This window comes from Gracilibacillus thailandensis (assembly GCF_010994055.1).
GTDB classification, from domain to species: domain Bacteria; phylum Bacillota; class Bacilli; order Bacillales; family Amphibacillaceae; genus Gracilibacillus; species Gracilibacillus lacisalsi.
Genome location: NZ_WJID01000020.1, coordinates 1 through 16,475, shown reverse-complemented (window position 1 = coordinate 16,475; position 16,475 = coordinate 1). Strand labels below are relative to the sequence as shown.

The 16,475-nt window shown below is 36.0% G+C and carries 16 protein-coding genes; 8 read left to right on the top strand and 8 right to left on the bottom strand.

Annotation, left to right across the window (positions count from 1 at the left end):
* The first annotated feature begins 73 nt into the window (after nucleotides 1–73).
* Nucleotides 74–628, top strand: a complete 555-nt coding sequence (gene def, locus GH715_RS07840) for a peptide deformylase (RefSeq protein WP_153835356.1) — start codon at nucleotides 74–76, stop codon at nucleotides 626–628.
* 319 nt (nucleotides 629–947) lie between these two features.
* On the opposite strand, the gene GH715_RS07835 is transcribed toward def, so the two are convergent.
* Nucleotides 948–1,724, bottom strand: a complete 777-nt coding sequence (locus tag GH715_RS07835) for a Cof-type HAD-IIB family hydrolase (protein ID WP_163578536.1) — start codon at nucleotides 1,722–1,724, stop codon at nucleotides 948–950.
* 431 nt (nucleotides 1,725–2,155) lie between these two features.
* On the opposite strand from GH715_RS07835, the gene GH715_RS07830 reads away from it, so the two are divergent.
* Nucleotides 2,156–2,365 carry a DNA-dependent RNA polymerase subunit epsilon gene (locus GH715_RS07830; protein WP_153835354.1) on the top strand — a complete coding sequence of 70 codons (210 nt, stop codon included), beginning with the start codon at nucleotides 2,156–2,158 and terminating at the stop codon, nucleotides 2,363–2,365.
* A gap of 3 nt (nucleotides 2,366–2,368) precedes the next feature.
* Complete coding sequence (rnjA, locus tag GH715_RS07825) at nucleotides 2,369–4,036, top strand: ribonuclease J1 (protein WP_153835353.1); 1,668 nt, start codon at nucleotides 2,369–2,371, stop codon at nucleotides 4,034–4,036.
* A 75-nt stretch (nucleotides 4,037–4,111) separates the two neighbouring features.
* On the opposite strand, the gene GH715_RS07820 is transcribed toward rnjA, so the two are convergent.
* From GH715_RS07820 to GH715_RS07810, 3 genes are all read right to left on the bottom strand, one after another.
* Nucleotides 4,112–4,783, bottom strand: coding sequence for a potassium channel family protein (locus GH715_RS07820; RefSeq protein WP_018932825.1), 672 nt, complete (start codon nucleotides 4,781–4,783; stop codon nucleotides 4,112–4,114).
* A 136-nt stretch (nucleotides 4,784–4,919) separates the two neighbouring features.
* Nucleotides 4,920–6,731, bottom strand: a complete 1,812-nt coding sequence (locus tag GH715_RS07815) for an ABC transporter ATP-binding protein (RefSeq protein ID WP_153835407.1) — start codon at nucleotides 6,729–6,731, stop codon at nucleotides 4,920–4,922.
* A gap of 42 nt (nucleotides 6,732–6,773) precedes the next feature.
* Nucleotides 6,774–8,525, bottom strand: a complete 1,752-nt coding sequence (locus GH715_RS07810; RefSeq protein ID WP_153835352.1) for an ABC transporter ATP-binding protein — start codon at nucleotides 8,523–8,525, stop codon at nucleotides 6,774–6,776.
* Nucleotides 8,526–8,725: 200 nt separating this feature from the next.
* On the opposite strand from GH715_RS07810, the gene GH715_RS07805 reads away from it, so the two are divergent.
* Nucleotides 8,726–9,559, top strand: a complete 834-nt coding sequence (locus GH715_RS07805; protein ID WP_153835351.1) for a mechanosensitive ion channel family protein — start codon at nucleotides 8,726–8,728, stop codon at nucleotides 9,557–9,559.
* Nucleotides 9,560–9,654: 95 nt separating this feature from the next.
* Here GH715_RS07805 and GH715_RS07800 read toward each other — a convergent pair whose 3' ends face one another.
* From GH715_RS07800 to cbpB, 3 genes are all read right to left on the bottom strand, one after another.
* On the bottom strand, nucleotides 9,655–10,770 hold the full coding sequence (locus GH715_RS07800) for an N-acetyldiaminopimelate deacetylase (RefSeq protein WP_018932829.1): 1,116 nt from the start codon (nucleotides 10,768–10,770) through the stop codon (nucleotides 9,655–9,657).
* 562 nt (nucleotides 10,771–11,332) lie between these two features.
* Complete coding sequence (dapD, locus tag GH715_RS07795) at nucleotides 11,333–12,052, bottom strand: 2,3,4,5-tetrahydropyridine-2,6-dicarboxylate N-acetyltransferase (protein ID WP_018932830.1); 720 nt, start codon at nucleotides 12,050–12,052, stop codon at nucleotides 11,333–11,335.
* A gap of 69 nt (nucleotides 12,053–12,121) precedes the next feature.
* Nucleotides 12,122–12,562: a cyclic-di-AMP-binding protein CbpB gene (cbpB, locus tag GH715_RS07790; RefSeq protein WP_153835350.1), complete on the bottom strand. Its 441-nt coding sequence runs from the start codon at nucleotides 12,560–12,562 to the stop codon at nucleotides 12,122–12,124.
* Between the two features lie 175 nt (nucleotides 12,563–12,737).
* Between cbpB and GH715_RS07785 the strand changes: the two genes are divergently transcribed.
* From GH715_RS07785 to GH715_RS07775, 3 genes are all read left to right on the top strand, one after another.
* A complete protein-coding gene (locus tag GH715_RS07785) occupies nucleotides 12,738–13,589 on the top strand; it encodes a metallophosphoesterase (protein WP_163578535.1) in 852 nt (283 codons plus the stop codon).
* A 13-nt stretch (nucleotides 13,590–13,602) separates the two neighbouring features.
* Nucleotides 13,603–14,175, top strand: a complete 573-nt coding sequence (locus GH715_RS07780; protein WP_153835348.1) for an SCO family protein — start codon at nucleotides 13,603–13,605, stop codon at nucleotides 14,173–14,175.
* 70 nt (nucleotides 14,176–14,245) lie between these two features.
* Nucleotides 14,246–14,710 (top strand): YkyB family protein, encoded by a 465-nt coding sequence (locus GH715_RS07775; protein WP_153835347.1) that lies wholly within the window; start codon nucleotides 14,246–14,248, stop codon nucleotides 14,708–14,710.
* A 62-nt stretch (nucleotides 14,711–14,772) separates the two neighbouring features.
* Here the strand turns inward: GH715_RS07775 and GH715_RS07770 are convergent, their stop codons facing one another.
* On the bottom strand, nucleotides 14,773–15,105 hold the full coding sequence (locus tag GH715_RS07770) for a hypothetical protein (RefSeq protein WP_153835346.1): 333 nt from the start codon (nucleotides 15,103–15,105) through the stop codon (nucleotides 14,773–14,775).
* A 111-nt stretch (nucleotides 15,106–15,216) separates the two neighbouring features.
* Here GH715_RS07770 and GH715_RS07765 point away from each other — a divergent pair, with 111 nt between their 5' ends.
* The gene (locus tag GH715_RS07765; protein ID WP_153835345.1) at nucleotides 15,217–16,377 is read left to right on the top strand and encodes an aminotransferase A; all 1,161 of its coding nucleotides are present in this window, start codon (nucleotides 15,217–15,219) and stop codon (nucleotides 16,375–16,377) included.
* Nucleotides 16,378–16,475: the final 98 nt, after the last annotated feature.

Here is a 16,475-nt window from a genome sequence, read left to right as displayed (position 1 = left end):
GTAGAATTCTATATTTTTTACTCATTTTTCGTTATGATAGATAATACGAATATTTATGAAGAGGTGTATGTCAATGATTACGATGAAAGATATAGTTAGAGAGGGAAACCCTGTTTTAACACAAGTGGCAAAAGAAGTAGAACTGCCACCAACTGAAGAAGAGAAAAATACATTGGAAGAAATGCTACAGTTCTTAAAGAATAGTCAAGATGAGGAGATCGCTACAAAATATGACCTGCGAGCTGGTGTTGGCTTAGCAGCACCACAAATTGGCATATCTAAAAGAATGATTGCTGTTCACTTTCGAGACTTTGATGACAAAGAATACAGCTATGGATTATTTAATCCGAAAATTATCAGTCATTCTGTTGCGGAAACATACTTATCTGGTGGTGAGGGTTGCCTATCCGTTGATAGAGAAGTGCCAGGGTATGTTCCTCGTTATCAAAAGGTTACAATAAAAGCGACTGACTTAGAGGGGAATGAAGTGAAGCTTAAATTAAGAGGCTATGCCGCGATTGTGTTCCAGCATGAAATTGATCATTTAAATGGTGTGATGTTTTATGATCGCATAAATAGACAAGATCCATTTGCAGTTCCGGAAAACGCTAAGCCGTGTGATCAATAAAACACTCGTACGCAAGAATCCCGTTTCAACAAGATTGAAACGGGATTTTATTATGACCAAATCGGAAGTAGATTAGCAAAAATCTGTGAACTAATGAAAATTTATTGAGCGGACATTTAGTATGTTATTTGACTGAAAATCACATGTTTTTCAATATTAGCGGACATTGAATCCCTTATTTAGTTCATTTTGACTTAAATGAGCACTATTTTCGATGAATAGCGGAATAAATGTCCGTAGACACCCTGAAAACGAAGGTTGTGTCACAAATAAAGGAACAAATGTCCGCATTACTTCGAAGTAACCGATTAGAAACAGTTTATTGGATTAATCCTAATTTCCTCATGGCGTTGCTTAGGCCATTTTGATCTACATCGTCAGTTACGAACGTTGCCGCTTCTTTAACTTGCTGTACACTATTCCCCATCGCAACACCTGTATGAACTTTTGAAATCATTTCTAAATCATTTAAACCGTCGCCAAAAGCATATGTATCTTCCCAGTTAATTTGTAATGCCTCAATAAATTTCTCAATACCATTAGCCTTTGATCCATTTTTCGGCATAACATCACAGGAAACTGGATGCCACCTAACAAAACGTAGTTGTTGAAATTCCTCTTCATAAATAAGTTGTTCCTTTGGCTCACTAAATAATAAAACTTGAAAGATTGGTTGATTTTTATAGTACTCCGTATCCATTAATGGATGATTAAGCTTTAAACTTCCCATACTTTCCTCAACTTGCGGATGATCAGTCACAGTAGACTTCATATCATCAACACTTTGGTAAACAAGTGGATGATTATGATCAACGCTATATGCTGTCAATTCTTCCAGTTGATCGGCGCTAAACGGATTTTGATATATAACCTCACCATTATATACGGCATACTGGCCATTAAAACTAATATACGATTTAATATTTAATTCCTCTAAGATATCTTGAAACATGAATGGTGCTCTTCCAGTAGCTATCGATACAATCACTCCAGCATCTTGCAGTTGTTTAACAGCCTCTTTTGTTGCGGTTGGAATTTGTTTGTCATGATTTAAGATTGTCCCATCAATATCAAGAAATACAACTTTTTGTCCCACATTCATTCTCCTCTATATATAATTTAAAAATAACCAAACTGATTATACCACGAAGAAAATGCATAAGTATAATCTTCTCAGTAAAAACTAAGGAAAGCTATTGATACTCGAGACCTAAATAATAAGCAAATTAGAAAATAATTCATTTATTTTAACCTTTTTTGTTTCAAATTTCCGAAATTCATACTATACTATATAGTAATAGGGATTGGATCGGTTCGTTGAGTACTTGCTTTTCTTTTCTACATAGATAGGAAGGAGTTGAGCAGTAATTATGTTAAAACGTTTAAGAGAAAAATTAAAACGACGCATGCGGGAAGTTTTACGGAGAAAACGTATACCAACTACTATTAATCATTCTGATGATGTGTACAAACAACAAAACAAACCATAGAATCGAAAAAACAATTTACAACTAAAGGAGAGATAGTATGATCTATAAAGTACTTTATCAAGAAAACGCATCAGAAGTACCTGTACGAGAACATACAAAGAGTTTATATGTCGAAGCTTCTTCTGAAAGAGAAGTGCGTGACTCTTTGAAAGGTAAGCATATTAATATTGAATTAATCCAATTGTTAAGTGAGGCACACCATGAATATGAACAACAATCACCTTTTTACAAAGTGGAGACTGCTTAGTATATGAAATTTGTAAAAAATGACCAAACAGCGGTTTTTGCTCTGGGAGGTTTAGGTGAAATTGGGAAAAACACATACGGTGTTCAATTCCAAGACGAGATCATTCTTATCGATGCAGGAATTAAATTTCCGGAGGATGAATTACTGGGAATTGATTATGTTATTCCAGATTACACCTACCTTGTGCAAAATCAAGATAAAATAAAAGGTTTATTCATTACACACGGTCACGAAGACCATATTGGTGGAATACCTTATTTGCTACGTGAATTAAATGTGCCCATTTATGCCGGCAAATTAGCAATTGGCCTTATTCGAAATAAATTGGATGAACATGGATTATTACGCAAGACAAAATTACACAGCTTCCAAGAAGATGATGTAATTAAGTTTAGAAAGACAGCTGTGTCCTTCTTTCGAACGACACATAGTATTCCCGATTCTTATGGTATTGTTGTAAAAACACCTCCAGGAAATATTGTTCATACTGGTGATTTTAAATTTGACTTCACACCAGTCGGTGAACCTGCCAATTTGGCCAAAATGGCCGAAATCGGTAAAGAAGGCGTTCTTTGTCTATTATCAGACAGTACGAACAGTGAAGTGCCTGGATTTACTTTATCAGAACGAGTAGTTGGTGACAGCATTAATGATATTTTCTCACGAGTGGATGGCAGATTAATTTTTGCCACTTTCGCTTCAAACATCCACCGCTTGCAACAAGTCGTTGAAGCAGCCGTTAAACATAACCGTAAAGTTGCCGTATTCGGAAGAAGCATGGAAGCTTCCATTAAGATTGGACAAGAGCTCGGATATATTCGTGCACCTAAAAACACGTTTATCGATGCACATCAAATAAACCAACTTCCTGCTAACGAAGTGACCATCCTATGTACTGGTTCACAAGGAGAACCTATGGCTGCATTATCTAGAATCGCTAACGGTACACACCGTCAAATTCAGATTATACCTGGTGACACAGTTGTATTCTCTTCCTCACCAATCCCTGGGAATACACTAAGTGTTAGTAGAATTATTAACCAATTGTACCGTGCTGGTGCTGAAGTTATTCACGGACCACTTAACGATATCCATACTTCGGGTCATGGTGGTCAACAAGAACAAAAATTGATGCTACGTCTTATTCAACCAAAATATTTCATGCCGATCCATGGAGAGTATCGTATGTTAAACGAGCATACGAAATTAGCAGAAAGCTGTGGCATACCACCTAAAAATAGCTTTATCATGGATAATGGTGAAGTATTAGCGTTAGGAAAGGATAGTGCTGCAATCGCTGGAAAAATTCCTTCTGGCTCAGTCTATGTAGACGGTAGTGGAATTGGAGATATTGGTAATATTGTATTACGTGACCGACGCATCCTTTCCGAGGAAGGATTAGTTATTGTAGTCGTAAGTATCAATATGAAAGAATTCCAAATTGCTTCAGGCCCAGATATTATATCGAGAGGATTCGTCTATATGCGAGAATCTGAAGACTTAATTAACGAGGCTCAAAAGCTTGTTTCCAAACATTTGCATAAAGTAATGGAACGCCGGACTACACAGTGGTCTGAAATCAAAAATGAAATTACCGATACAATCGCTCCATTCCTTTACGACAAAACAAAACGTCGTCCAATGATCCTACCAATCATTATGGAAGTATAATATAGCAAAAAACCCGTTTCAATTATTAGTTGAAACGGGTTTTTAAGTTTAAGTATAGATACTCTTATAAACAAACTAGTCTTCTACTACTAATTGCTTTTCAAATCGGGATATGTCTTTATCCGCTCCAATAACAATAAGAATATCATCTCGCTCGATTGTTTGTGTTGCCATCGGAGAGACATTAATACCTTTCTCATCAGCTTCTTTAATGGCAACAACGTTACAACCATACTGCGCACGAATGTCTAATTCCAACAAGGTTTTGCCGTTCATTTTCTCCCCTGCTTTTACCTCCACAATGCTATGATCATCAGATAATTCCAGATGGTCCAAAATATTGGTCGAGATAATACTATGTGCAATCCGTTTCCCCATGTCCCGCTCTGGATGCACAACATGATCTGCACCAATTTTATCTAATATTTTTGCATGATAATCATTTTGAGCTTTAACGGTTATTTTGTTGACTCCTAATTCCTTCAACATCAATGTGGTAAGTGTACTTGCCTGGATATCATCACCAATGGCAACAATAACATGGTCAATATTTCGGACTCCTAATTCCTTTAACACATTTTCATCAGTTGTATCCGCAATTACAGCATGTGCCGCTATATTTTTAAATTCTTTTATTCTATCCTCTTGTATATCAATTGCCAATACATCTAAACCATCTGCACTTAACTCACGGCAGATACTTCCTCCAAATCGACCTAAACCAATCACCGCAAATTCACGTTTCATATAAATTCCTCCAACACTTATAATCATACTCATTTTATCACATTGAAACAAAAAAGAAACCAGATTTAATATCTGGTTTCCATTTTTATACTATTAGTAAGTGAAAAAGGCGATGCATTTGCTCCAGACGCTTTTCTTATAACGCATCTAGCATTTCAAATTGCGATTTTACAAGATCATAATATTCGCCTTTTTGCTTCATTAATTCATCATGGCTCCCTTGCTCCAAAATACGACCATGCTCTAAGACGATAATATTATCTGCTTCTCTAATCGTAGACAAACGGTGGGCAATCATAATTGCTGTACGTCCTTCTAGCAATTTTCTTAGTGCTTGTTGAATTTTTACCTCTGTTTCCGTATCAATACTAGCTGTTGCTTCATCTAAAATTAAGATTCTAGGATCAGCTAATAATGCACGAGCAAAAGATAACAACTGTCTTTCACCAGCAGACAATATATTACCCCGCTCTTCTACTTCTGTTTGATAGCCATTGGATAACCTTTTAATAAAATCATCTGCCCCTACTACTTTTGCGGCTTCTATTACTTCTTCATCTGTTGCTTCCGGACGTCCGAAACGAATATTCTCCATGATTGTACCTGAAAAAATAAAAGTATCTTGCAGTACAACTGATATATTCGTTCGTAAACTATCTAATCGCATATCACGAAGATCATGCCCGTCAATCTTAACAGTACCTTCAGTCGGATCATAAAAACGACTAATTAAATTCGCAATGGTTGACTTACCTGAACCAGTATGACCAACAAGTGCAACCGTCTGACCTTGTTTCATTTCCAATGAAATTTCATGTAATGCTACACGATCTTCATCATAGGAAAATTGTACTTTATCAAATACGATATGGCCTTTCATATCATGAAAAGCTTTTGCATGCTTTTTCTCTTCAACATTTGGTTGTTCATCTAAAAACTCAAAAATACGTTCTGAAGAAGCCATTGCTACCAATAATTGATTGTAAATCTGTCCTAATCGAGAAATTGGTTCCCAGAACATACCTAAATAGAAGGCAAAAGATACAAACACACCAATTTCGATATTTCCTGTAATAATGAGATGGGCACCATATGAAATTAAAATTACTGTACCAATCGCATTACTCATCTCTACAAATGGACCAAAATATGCACTCTTCTTCATAGCTATTCGTTCTTTTTCATAGTTATCTGTATTCACACCATTAAAGAATTCTGTATTTTCTTTTTCCTGTGAGAAAGATTGGGTAATACGGATCCCTTGCATACTTTCGTTCAAGTGTGAATTCAGACGTGATTTTTGAATACGTACATCCTGCCACGTACGGCGTATCTTTCTTCTTAATTTAGTAGAAATAAAGAACATAATTGGTAAAATTATTAGAACGGCTAATGCTAATGGTGGACTTAATGCAAACAGGATGACAATAATACCTGACAACATCACAACATCCATTAGTAAATTAATAATCCCGTTCGTAAATAATTCCTGTAAAGAGTTAACATCGTTTAATATCCGGACCAGTATAGATCCTGCCGACCTCTTATCAAAAAAGTTGTGAGATAAACGTTGTACATGTGAAAATAAACTTTTACGTAAATCATGAATTACTCGTTGACCTAAAATGTTGACCCATCTGATACGAAACGTGTTTGCTACATAACTTAATATATATAACACTGAAATTCCTATAATTAAATAAGTAAGTAAACTAACGTTTTGATCTGCAATTGCCCTATCAATAACCCATGTACCAATAATCACTGGTACAACTAATCTGACAATAGTAGAAACAAGCATCGCCACTATTGCAGCCGGCATAAGTGTTTTGGCGTATGGCTTTAAATATACTAGCAGCCTCCACATTTGCTTCCAGTTAAAAGGCTTTTCCACCGCCTGGTCCAATGGATAATAAAACCGATTTAAATGGGGACTGTCTTTTTTCATCTCTTTTGCTGTCAGCGACTTCGCCACTATGATTCCCTCCTTCTATTCAACAGAATGCATAATACTGTCTCGATCTTGATATTGAATATCGTAGATACGGCGATATGCACCATGCTGTTTAATTAGTTGATCATGTGTGCCACGTTCTTTAATTTCTCCTTCTTCTAATACAAGAATCTCATCAGCATGTTTTAATGAAGAGATACGATGCGCGATAATAAATGTTGTCCGACCATCCATAACTTCTTTAAGCGCTTTTTGAATCTGAAATTCCGTTTCCATATCTACTGCTGATGTTGCATCATCTAATACTAAAATGCTTGGATCAATTAATATCGCACGAGCTATTGCGATTCTTTGCTTTTGACCTCCGGAAAGTCCCATACCACGTTCACCAAGTAACGTATCGTACCCCTTCGGCATCTCCATAATGAAATCATGTGCTTGCGCCCGTTTTGCAGCAGCAATTATCTCATCCATGGACGCATCTGGATTACCGTAAGCAATATTCTCTTTAATTGTTGTAGAGAATAAAAATGATTCTTGCAATACGAACCCGATATGTCTCCGTAACCATTTTAAAGAATAAGAGCTAGTTGGTTTCCCATCGACTAAAACTTCTCCTTCTTCTGGTTCATAAAACCTCGTAATTAATTGTGTAATACTTGTTTTACCTGCACCAGTTGGCCCAATCAAACCTACTACTTTTCCTGGTGGTGCATCAAACGAAATATTTTTTAATGCAGAATCATCATCTTCCGTATACGTTAATGAAACGTTGTTAAAAGTTACATGACCTTTAATGCGTTCCGGAATAATCGGGTCATCTTCTTCCACTATATCCTCTTTTGCTTCAAGAATTTCCAACAGTCGTTCACCAGATGCCTTTGCCTGTGAAAATTGGTTCACAATAAAACCTAAATGCATTAATGGCCCTAAAATATACGTTACCAAACTAAAGAAAGCAACCAATTCACCTAGTTGTATGGAACCATTAATCACTAAGTAGCCACCATAAATTAATAATGCTACCATACTAATATTTCCGATAAACTCCATTAACGGAAAATATCTCGACCATATGTTAGACGTGAAAATATTAACTTCTTTATAGTTAGCATTATTGGATGTGAATCTTTCAATCTCAAAATCTTCTTTCGATAAAGATTTAACCGTATTCATACCACTCACATTCTCTTGAATACGAGTATTTAGTCGACCTAATGACTTTCGGACACTTCGGAATGCCGGGTGTACTTTTTTATCAAAGCGATAGACAACGACAGCCAAGAATGGCATAGCAGCCATTGTCACCAATGCTAGTGGTATAGAATAATAAAACATTACCCCTAAGCTGATCACAATTAATAACGTTACTCTGATTAGTTCACGAAAACCTGCTGCTAAGAAAAAACGGAAACCTTCTACATCCATTGTTAATCTCGACATTAGATCACCAGTACGTGCGTTATCATAATAAGTAAAAGAAAGCCTTTGCAATTTCTTGTACAATTGATCACGCAAAGTATATACAGCCTTCACACCAAACAAGTCACCTAAATACTGTTGCAGAAAGTTGGAAACCCCTTTCAAAAGCATGATTAATATAAATCCACCTGCTAAGTACGGAATCAGTTGATAGTTTCCAGGTATAACCACATCATCAATCGTAATTTGTAAAATGATTGGATACACTACCGTAATACCGGCTACAAACATAACGAATAGCACCGATAAGAAGAAGTATTTTTTAAAAGGCCAATAAAAGTCTTTCAGTTTTTGAAATGTTTCCATCTTGTATGCACCCCCTATTTTTTTACGTATGTATAAATATAACGGCATCCGAAATAAATTTCCACCTTTTCGACTTATTTTCTAAAAATTTTTTTAATTTTTTTAATTCTTGATAATAGATGAACGGATCTAGCCTTTCATTTGCGTGTTGATTTACATTTTTATATGATAGAGTTAATCATCAAAAGAGGAGGCAAAACATGTTTGAAGATGGATTACAGTTTGATTGGAGTTACATATTAGAAAATGTGATTTATTATGGTATTAAGATTTTAGTACTTATCATTGCACTACTTATTGTATCGCCAATCGGAAAGAAATTAATCTCTGCAACTCTTAAAAAATCGAGTCAGCGACAAAATGTATCTGAAGCAAGAATGCAAACTTTAGAAAAACTACTATTAAATGTTTTTTCTTATGTTTTAATTTTTGTTTTTGTCGTTATGTTCTTTGGCATCATTGAACAACCAATTGGTCCGCTACTTGCTGGTGCAGGGGTTGTAGGTTTAGCGATTGGTTTTGGAGCTCAAGGATTAGTAAGTGACATTGTAACTGGATTTTTTATTTTATTGGAAAAGCAGATCGATGTAGGAGACTATGTGACTGCGGCTGGATACAATGGAATTGTAGAGGAAGTTGGTTTACGAACTACAAAAATTCGTGGCTTTGATGGCACGCTTCATTATGTTCCAAACAGGGAGATCGCTGGAGTCAGCAACCACTCCAGAGGGAATATGCGAGCACTAGTTGATATTGGCATAAGTTATGATGATAATATTGATCAAGCAATGGCAGTATTAAAAAGTGTATGCGAAGAATTCGAGACAGATCCTCGCTTTGCGGAAGGACCTGATGTATTAGGTGTACAAGCCTTTGGATCTAGTGAGGTAGTTTTACGGATTATTGGTAAAACTGAAAATATGGAACAATGGGGTGCAGAAAGAGATATTCGTAAACGGATTAAAGAAGCCTTTGACGAAAACAATATCGAAATCCCATTCCCACATCAAGTGTACGTACAAAAGAATAATTAAGCAAAAAACTCACTCATTTCAGAGTGAGTTTTTCTATTGAGTGATTGCTAGAAAATACTGACTGATCATCCATTATTACTTGAATATTATCCTACCTATATCTCTTTCATCGTAGTTGTTACTGCTCTAATACCTATTTCGATCGCATCTTCGTTCGGGTTTAGTTTGCTGTGATGCAATCCATATGATGAATCTACACCTAACCAGAACATAAAGCCTGGTATTTCCCTTAAAAAATACCCAAAATCTTCACCAGTCATCGCCGCATTTGCTTCGCTATACTGAATCCCTTCCTTTTGTACGGCTTCAACAAACTTATCGAGACATTCCTTATGATTGTTCACTTGATAATACATTGCACCATAATCTACTTTAATTGTACAATCATGGGCAATTTCGAAGCCTTTGATCATATTCTCGAGCTCTCTTTTTATAATTGACATTGTTTCCGGTTGTAACGTACGTATAGTACCTTCCAGACGTGCTGTTTCTGCAATAATATTTTGGACGGTTCCAGCAGTCATTTTACCTATTGTGATCACACCACTATCTAAAGGATCCACTTTTCTGGAAATAATTTGTTGTAATTGGGTAACAAAACTACTGGCAGTGACAATCATATCTTTCGTTAAATGCGGGTATGCTGCATGCCCACCCTTTCCAGTGAAATCAAGAAATAACTCACTTGTATTAGCAAACAAGATACCTGCTCTACTTGACACGGTTCCGACAGGCAGTTCAGGTGCTATATGTAATGCAAAAATATTGTCTACTTTCCACTGTTGAAATGTTTCAGATGCGAGCATAGGTTCAGCTCCACCTGGTCCCTCTTCCGCTGGCTGAAAAATAAATAAGACATTATCATCAATTGGATTAGCACTAATTTCGTCGAGAGCTCCTAACGCAATAGTCATATGTAAATCATGGCCGCAAGCATGCATTTGACCATCGTGTTCAGACTGATAGGATAGATCTGTTTCTTCCTTAATTGGAAGTCCATCAATGTCTGTACGATAGCCAATTGTTTTCTTCGGATTTTTTCCTTGTACCAAAACAAACAAACCAGTTTCCCATTTGGTAATTTCAATATTTGAGCGGTTCATATTTTTAATAATTTCTAGTAAGTATGCTTGTGTCTTATATTCTTGAAAACCAAGCTCCGGAATCTTGTGCAAATCACGTCTAATTGCTACTAACTGATCCTTATTCATCAAAAACTTACCCCTTTTCCATTATTCATACTAGATAACTACTGAGAAGTAATGAAAATTCTGTTTAGTGAGCTTTCTTCCATTCTACTTAAGTTGAGTGCTAATTCGCCGCTGAGGAAAAACACTCCCTTTCCGGTGGCACGGCCTCAGCTAACTTGGTGAAGAAAATCATTTCACCAAGTGGATCTTCGTCGCGTGAGTTCCCCCCAAGAGTGTCGCATTTTTCCGCAGCTTAGTGTGTATTTCTAAACAAGTAAGAAGACATTCACAGAATATATATACCAAAAGTTCTCTTCTTTCAATAAGCAGAACACTACACTTAGCGGAGGCAGAATACGGAGACTCCTATGGGAACTCACGCGAGCTGAAGACCCCGCAGGAAAGCGATATTTGCTTTCCGAGGAGGCTGAGGCCGTGCCCATGGAAAGCGCAGTATTTTGCCGGAGCGGATGACATCACTTATCTCTAATCAGAATGGAAAAAAGTAATTTTATTACGCACCATTTTACATTCTTTTCTTAAAAAAGACAGGATCTACATGACCCTGTCTTTTTACGAGATATTAATCATCTAATTTTCGTAATGCTTCCATAATTTCAGTTTTTGATTTTGTTTGGTCATCGATTTCTTTAATTACTTTTGCCGGAGTTCCAGCTACCACAGTGTTTGGTGGTACATCCTTTGTCACAATCGCGCCTGCTGCAACAACTGCTCCTTCACCTACACGAACCCCTTCAAGTACTACAGCATTCGCACCGATTACCACACCATCTTCAATAACTACTGGTTGTGCTGAAGGTGGCTCAATAACACCTGCTAATACTGCGCCAGCTCCAACGTGACAATTCTTACCTACTGTTGCACGACCACCTAATGATGCATTCATATCGATCATTGTTCCTTCACCAATAACAGAACCGATATTGATCATTGCACCAAACATAATAACAGCACCATCACCGATTTCCACTTGTTCACGAATGATCGCACCTGGCTCGATACGTGCATTAATATCTTTCATATCTAATAGTGGGATCGCTGAATTACGACGGTCATTTTCCACAACATGATCAGTAATGTTATCACTATATGTATCAAGTAATGCTTTTACTTCTTTCCATTCTCCAAAAATAACGCCATTAGTATCGTTTAAGAAAGTCTGGATTGAACCTGTTGCTTCAATGGTATCCAACCCTGTACCTTTCACATATACTTTTACAGGTGTTGATTTTTTACTGTTTGAAATAAATGAGATTATCTCATGTGCATCCATTTGCTTCATTGTTTTCTTCCTCCAATATTTGTTGTTTTTATAAATGTAACAAAAAATAATTTACTTTTACAAGTATTATTATTTTTGCGCATACATTGATTTGTTAACCTCTTTTAAAATAGCACGTCTTGTCAAAATACCAAGAAAATATCCCTCTTCATCAACAACACATGCAAAAGCATGATTGATAACGACTTTTAGGCATGTTAAAAAATCGGTATCCATTGTTAAAGTTGGTTGCTCAACTTGCATAACAGCTTCTACTTTTGTCTCTGCTAATTTCTCCATCTCGAACCGTTCCATTCCCATTACACTTTTTAAAATTGGTGTTTTGGCAATCGTACCTTTGAATTTATAGTCTAAGTCCAACACCGGAACAGATGAATAACCTGATTCAACTAATACTAGTAAAGCATGCTCTACAGGGTTACCAACTTGAACATGTGCCACCTTTTCTGCTGGTATCATCAAATCCTCTACAGTCAAATCAGTTAATGATTTTTTTAATAAGCTTGACATACGGGACACTCCTTTTCTCTTTGGTGAAGGAGCTATTATGACATCACCTCTACTATTTTAACATAAATTTTAAAAATTTGTGTAATCTATCGCATGGATATCATATTTGCTTCCCACCATGCTATAATGGAATACATATATTATTATGGCTGTAATGGAAAGGGCTTTAAACTGTATGAATCGTCGAACTTTTTTAAAACGTTTATTTGGTGGTATCATTACACTATTTGGACTTAGTGGTGGTACTTATTATTATGCTAGAGAAATGGAACCTAATATGTTGGATATACACGATGTTAATATCTATTCATCTAAAACACCTTCTGCTTTTGAAGGATACAAAATATTACAATTCAGTGATACTCATATTGGCTTTCAATATACAATAAATCAACTAGAAGAATTAGTAGTTAAAATCAATCAATTAGAACCGGATCTGATTGTGTTTACTGGCGATTTAATAGATAACCCACGTACATATGATATCGACGAAAGGTTAATATCCACACTAGGTAGGCTGAAAGCTAAAGATGGGAAGTTTTGGATATACGGCAACCATGATCATGGTGGTTATGGAACAGATATATTAAGGGATGTTTTTCAGCAGAGTGGTTTTGAATTGTTACAAAATGGACACAGACAGATTGATAAAAATGGTGATATGATTTATCTAGCAGGCCTAGATGATGCGTTATTAGGGAAACCTGACATCGAACAAGCATTAAATGGAATTAGTAATGAACAGTTAACTATTTTACTTGCACATGAACCAGACTATGCAGATGTAACCAAAGACTATCCGGTTGATATTCAGTTATCAGGTCATAGTCACGGTGGGCAAGTACAGATACCTTTTATAGGGTATATTTACACTCCTCACTTGGCTCAAAAATACGTAGAGGGCAACTATAAAATTGGCAGTAATCCATTGCAATTGTTTGTGAGTCGTGGTGTTGGAACTACAAGATTACCGTACCGATTTTTCTGCAAACCTGAAATTACGATGTATCAATTAAAGAAATCATAAACGAGGTGAAAGTATGAAACGTAATGCAATACTTATGATATTTGTTGCACTTATCTTAGCTGGCTGTGCAGGTTCAAATAAATATGAAGGTGATTTTTCCTTTGAAGTAGAAGATTTTACCTTTACAAATCAAGATGGAGAAGATTTTTCGAAGAGTGAACTAGACGGAAAATTTTGGGTTGCGAACATGATATTTACTAACTGTAATACCATTTGTCCATCAATGACTGCTAATATGGCCAGACTCCAGGGTCTATTAGAGGAAGAAAATATAGATGCTGAATTAGTTTCCTTTAGTGTTGATCCAACTAATGACTCTCCAGAGATATTAAAGAAATATATTGAGGAACGCGGCGGTACATTGGATAATTGGAACGCGCTAACAGGCTACACTGATGAAGAAATTAGCCAATTTGCCTCTAATTCCTTTAAAGCATTCATAGAAAACCCTGAGAATGAAGATCAGGTAGTTCACACCAGTCAATTCTATCTAGTAACACCAGATGGAAATGCCATTAAAAAATATACTGGTGATCAAGCAGACAATATGCAAAAAATAGTTGAAGATATCCAAGCAATGAATTAAAGTAACAAGTAGAAGGGTTGATCTCCTTCTACTTTTCTTATGATGTGAAATTTGGAAAGAAGGTGATGAAATGAAGGATTCAGATCAAGCGATTGAAAGAATTGGACAGGCATTATTTATTGTTAATCGACATGCCAAGACCGCGCCAGATCCTACTCAATTATACCGCTTAAAAAATGAAACGATGAAAAAACTTATTAAAGAAAATAAGGCCATAAAAGTTGGATTGCATTTTTCAAACAATCCAAAGCAAAGTCGCCAGCATTCGGTATTACTTGTTCAAGTCGGGAATTACTACTTTCACACTCCTCCTAATAAAGAGGACATGGATACTTTACCCCACCTTGGTCAATTAAATGATAGCTATCGAAATCAAAAGCCTACCCTCTCATTAAACAAGGCAAAAACAATCCTATTTGATTATTTAAACTGGTCTGTTCCAAAGCCAGCAAAAAGGCATAATCCCAACTATAAACCCTTTTTACAGCAAACCTCTTCTCTTTCTCCTTTTTATCACAAAAGAAAACGCCGATAATACTATTCCTATCACAAACAGGAAGATATGCGTATCTTCCTGTTCATTTCTATCCATATATATTAGTTTGAATAGGGTTGATTTTTTTTCATGATAGAGAAGCTTCTTTTTATACTTACAATAATAGAGAAGATTAATACTCCATACAGAACATATTTCCAATCTGGTACATCGATATACTCGGATACAAGTAAGAACATGATTAATACTACAAACATATAAGTTATGAAAGTGTTCCACTCTAAAGCTATAACGAACTTCACAAAAGGTTTGCATACATAATATAGAATTATTAATCCAGTTACGATATAAAGTACAAAAAACAATTCAGTCTGCATCGTTAATAAAAGAAAATCACTTACTCTTACAATCTCTTTCCAAAGGTCTTCAGCCATTATGTGTCCCTCCTATTCATTTTATGATAAAATAATGCTAGCTTTTATAATTAGTATTATTATTTCCAAAGATTGTACTAGTTATAAGCGGAAATGAAGGAGGCATACATTTTGGAATCATTCATCAATGAGCAAGTGAAAGACATTGAAATATCTGGAATTAGACAATTCTTTAATATGGTGGGAAATAAAAACGATATTCTATCATTAACCATTGGTCAACCTGATTTCCCTACCCCTTCCCATGTTAAAGAAAAAACAAAGGAAGCAATTGATCAAAATCAAACTACGTATACGCATAATGCAGGTATTTTATCTTTAAGAGAAGCAATAGCTTCATTTATAAAAACGAACTATCAACTAGAGTATGATCCTAACAACGAAATCATTGTTACTGTCGGAGCATCCCAAGCTATTGATATTACCCTTAGAACTATTTTAATGAAAGGTGATGAAGTACTCTTACCTGGGCCAGTCTATCCTGGTTATGAACCATTAGTGAAATTAGCAGGCGGAATCCCAACGTTTATCGATACTCGCCAATCCAATTTCAAATTAACAGCTGACTTGATAGAAAAATCTATTACTCCTAATACAAAGGCTGTCATTATCCCTTACCCTTCCAACCCTACAGGTGTGACACTTACAAAGGATGAATTAATAGATATAGCAACAGTTGTTGAAAAGCATAATATCTTTTTGATTGCAGACGAAATATACAGCGAATTAGTATATGATCAAAGCCACTATTCTATTGGACGCTTTCAAACTATTCGAGATAAAGTAATCATTATTAATGGCGTGTCAAAATCACATTCGATGACTGGTTTTCGAATTGGTTATATTCTTGCTGCTAACTGGTTAGCAAAACATATACTGAAAGTCCACCAGTATAATGTATCTTGTGCATCCTCCATTAGCCAGCACGGCGCATTAGAGGCCATTAAGAACGGGCAACATGATCCGATTAAAATGAAAAAAGTATATCAGGAACGAAGAGACTATGTATATCAAAGGCTAAAAGAAATGAATATAAAAACATACTTACCAGATGGCGGATTCTATTTTTTTGTAGATGTTAGCCACCTACAAAAAGATTCTTTCTCATTGGCACTACAATTAGTCGAAGAAGCTAAAGTAGCGCTAGTACCTGGCAGCGCGTTTTCTGAATATGGTGAAGGCTTTTTGCGTTTGTCCTATGCTTACGATATGGATACATTAACAGAAGGACTAGATCGGTTCGAGGCGTTTATCTCCAAATTAACAAGTTAGTCAGAAATTTTCCATGATAAGAAAACCGGGAAAGCCCACCCGGTCCTTTTCATTGACCCAAATAATATATCGATGGTATAAAGTAGTTATTTTGAGAT

Coding starts and splice junctions, on each gene's coding strand:
- GH715_RS07785 (WP_163578535.1), top strand. CDS start 12,738: ATGAATCGTCGAACTTTTTTAAAACGTTTATTTGGTGGTATCATTACA.
- GH715_RS07820 (WP_018932825.1), bottom strand. CDS start 4,783: ATGAAACGTGAATTTGCGGTGATTGGTTTAGGTCGATTTGGAGGAAGT.
- GH715_RS07770 (WP_153835346.1), bottom strand. CDS start 15,105: ATGGCTGAAGACCTTTGGAAAGAGATTGTAAGAGTAAGTGATTTTCTT.
- GH715_RS07775 (WP_153835347.1), top strand. CDS start 14,246: ATGAAGGATTCAGATCAAGCGATTGAAAGAATTGGACAGGCATTATTT.
- GH715_RS07815 (WP_153835407.1), bottom strand. CDS start 6,731: ATGAAAAAAGACAGTCCCCATTTAAATCGGTTTTATTATCCATTGGAC.
- rnjA (WP_153835353.1), top strand. CDS start 2,369: ATGAAATTTGTAAAAAATGACCAAACAGCGGTTTTTGCTCTGGGAGGT.
- GH715_RS07780 (WP_153835348.1), top strand. CDS start 13,603: ATGAAACGTAATGCAATACTTATGATATTTGTTGCACTTATCTTAGCT.
- GH715_RS07805 (WP_153835351.1), top strand. CDS start 8,726: ATGTTTGAAGATGGATTACAGTTTGATTGGAGTTACATATTAGAAAAT.
- def (WP_153835356.1), top strand. CDS start 74: ATGATTACGATGAAAGATATAGTTAGAGAGGGAAACCCTGTTTTAACA.
- GH715_RS07810 (WP_153835352.1), bottom strand. CDS start 8,525: ATGGAAACATTTCAAAAACTGAAAGACTTTTATTGGCCTTTTAAAAAA.
- GH715_RS07800 (WP_018932829.1), bottom strand. CDS start 10,770: ATGAATAAGGATCAGTTAGTAGCAATTAGACGTGATTTGCACAAGATT.
- cbpB (WP_153835350.1), bottom strand. CDS start 12,562: ATGTCAAGCTTATTAAAAAAATCATTAACTGATTTGACTGTAGAGGAT.
- dapD (WP_018932830.1), bottom strand. CDS start 12,052: ATGAAGCAAATGGATGCACATGAGATAATCTCATTTATTTCAAACAGT.
- GH715_RS07830 (WP_153835354.1), top strand. CDS start 2,156: ATGATCTATAAAGTACTTTATCAAGAAAACGCATCAGAAGTACCTGTA.